Source organism: Kluyvera sp. Awk 3, assembly GCF_028069715.1.
Taxonomy (GTDB): domain Bacteria; phylum Pseudomonadota; class Gammaproteobacteria; order Enterobacterales; family Enterobacteriaceae; genus Kluyvera; species Kluyvera georgiana_A.
On sequence record NZ_JANEWH010000240.1, the window covers coordinates 1 to 2,809 of the forward strand.

At 55.9% G+C, this 2,809-nt stretch carries 2 protein-coding genes; both read left to right on the forward strand.

Annotated features, from left to right (window positions below):
* The first annotated feature begins 140 nt into the window (after window positions 1-140).
* Entirely contained in the window at window positions 141-2,030 is a 1,890-nt protein-coding gene (gene mnmG / locus NNN71_RS24175; RefSeq protein WP_163449342.1) for a tRNA uridine-5-carboxymethylaminomethyl(34) synthesis enzyme MnmG, read from the forward strand.
* Between the two features lie 109 nt (window positions 2,031-2,139).
* Window positions 2,140-2,763: a 16S rRNA (guanine(527)-N(7))-methyltransferase RsmG gene (gene rsmG, locus NNN71_RS24180; RefSeq protein ID WP_163449341.1), complete on the forward strand. Its 624-nt coding sequence runs from the start codon at window positions 2,140-2,142 to the stop codon at window positions 2,761-2,763.
* Window positions 2,764-2,809: the final 46 nt, after the last annotated feature.

Consider the following 2,809-nt stretch of genomic DNA (forward strand, 5'->3'; position numbering starts at 1 on the left):
CAATAGAACAGATCTCTAAATAAAAAGATCTTCTTTTTAATACCCAGGATCCAGACGCTTTCTCCATCGACTAAAGTTGAGTAGAATCCACGCCCGGACTTCAATCCATTTAAAAACCGCAGTACGCGAGGCAAACCACCATGTTTTATCAGGATCCTTTTGACGTCATCATCATTGGCGGGGGTCATGCAGGCACTGAGGCCGCGATGGCCGCAGCGCGAATGGGTCAGCAGACCCTGCTTTTGACACACAATATCGACACTCTGGGGCAGATGAGCTGCAACCCGGCGATTGGCGGCATTGGGAAGGGACACCTGGTAAAAGAAGTGGATGCGCTCGGCGGCCTGATGGCAACGGCGATCGACCACGCCGGCATTCAGTTTAGGATACTAAACGCCAGTAAAGGCCCGGCCGTTCGCGCCACTCGCGCTCAGGCGGATCGCGTGCTCTACCGTCAGGCGGTCCGTACTGCACTGGAGAACCAGCCTAACCTGATGATCTTCCAGCAGGCGGTTGAAGATCTGATTGTCGAAAACGATCGTGTTGTTGGCGCTGTCACCCAGATGGGCCTCAAATTCCGTGCAAAAGCGGTCGTGCTGACCGTCGGGACCTTCCTGGACGGCAAAATCCATATTGGCCTGGATAACTACAGCGGTGGCCGCGCAGGCGATCCGCCATCTATCCCGCTGTCCCGTCGCCTGCGCGAACTGCCGCTGCGCGTCAGCCGCCTGAAAACCGGGACGCCGCCGCGAATTGACGCGCGCACCATCGATTTCAGCGTATTGGCTCAGCAAAACAGTGATGACCCAATGCCGGTCTTCTCGTTCCTTGGCGAAGTGTCTCAGCACCCGCGCCAGATGCCGTGCTACGTCACGCATACCAACGAGAAAACCCATGACGTGATCCGTAATAACCTCGATCGTAGCCCGATGTATGCTGGCGTGATCGAAGGCATCGGCCCGCGCTACTGTCCGTCGATCGAAGACAAAGTCATGCGCTTTGCCGATCGTAACCAGCACCAGATCTTCCTGGAGCCGGAAGGGCTAACCTCCAACGAAATTTACCCGAACGGTATCTCCACCAGCCTGCCGTTTGACGTGCAGATGCAGATCGTCCGCTCGATGCAGGGGATGGAAAACGCGAAAATCGTCCGTCCAGGCTATGCTATTGAGTACGATTTCTTCGACCCGCGCGACCTGAAACCGACGCTGGAAAGCAAATTTATCCACGGTCTGTTCTTTGCTGGCCAGATCAACGGCACCACCGGCTACGAAGAAGCCGCGGCACAGGGGCTGCTGGCGGGTCTGAACGCCGCACGGTTGTCCGCCGATAAAGACGGCTGGGCGCCGCGTCGCGATCAGGCTTATCTCGGCGTGCTGGTGGACGATCTCTGTACACTGGGGACAAAAGAACCGTACCGCATGTTCACCTCCCGCGCCGAATATCGTTTGATGCTGCGTGAAGACAACGCCGATCTGCGCTTGACCGAAATCGGTCGCGAGTTGGGGATGGTGGATGACGTTCGTTGGGCGCGTTTCAACGAGAAGCTGGAAAACATCGAGCGCGAGCGTCAGCGTCTGAAGTCGACCTGGGTAACGCCATCGGCGGAATCAGCAGCCGAAGTGAATGCTCACCTGACTGCACCGCTGTCTCGCGAAGCCAACGGTGAAGATCTGCTGCGTCGTCCGGAAATGACCTACGAGCAGCTGACCTCCCTGACGCCGTTCTCTCCTGCGCTGAAAGATGCTCAGGCGGCAGAGCAGGTGGAAATCCAGGTGAAATACGAAGGTTACATCGCGCGTCAGCAGGATGAGATCGAAAAACAACAGCGCAATGAAAACACGCTGCTGCCGGCCACCCTCGACTATCGTCAGGTGAACGGGCTTTCGAACGAAGTCATTGCCAAGCTCAACGATCACAAACCGGTTTCGATCGGCCAGGCATCGCGTATCTCCGGGATCACCCCGGCGGCGATCTCGATTCTGCTGGTATGGCTGAAAAAACAAGGTCTGCTGCGCCGCAGCGCCTGATTACCGCCCAGGCGGCTCTTCTGGCGAGCATCTTACGCTCGCCCTCTTGATTCATCGGCCCGGTACGCGTCATGCTACCGGGCAGTTATTTTCTGATAGGGTCATCAACGTGCTCAACAAACTTTCTCGTCTGCTGGATGAAGCAGGTATTTCGCTCACCGATCACCAGAAAAATCAGCTTGTTGGCTATGTCGATATGCTGCACAAGTGGAACAAAGCGTACAACCTGACGTCGGTACGCGATCCAAACGAGATGCTGGTGCGCCACATCCTCGACAGCATCGTGGTGGCGCCGTCGCTGAAAGGTGAACGCTTTATTGATGTCGGCACCGGGCCGGGTCTGCCGGGTATTCCGCTGTCTATCGTTCTTCCGGATGCGCACTTTACGCTTCTCGATAGTCTGGGCAAGCGCGTTCGTTTCCTGCGCCAGGTTCAGCATGAGCTTGCGCTGACTAACATCACGCCGGTACAGAGTCGTGTTGAAGAGTTTCCGGCCGAGCCGCCGTTTGATGGCGTTATCAGCCGCGCCTTCGCCTCGCTGAACGACATGGTGAGCTGGTGCCATCACCTGCCGGGTGAAGAAGGTCGTTTTTATGCACTTAAAGGCCAGTTGCCTGAAGATGAGATTACGCAGCTTCCGCCGCAGTTCAGCGTCGAATCCATTGTGGAATTGCGGGTTCCTCAGCTGGAAGGGGAGCGTCATTTGGTGATTATTGCACCAAAGAAAATTTAATATTTATCAAAAAAAGTAGAAAAAAAATGCGGTCTCTGGTGTTAAC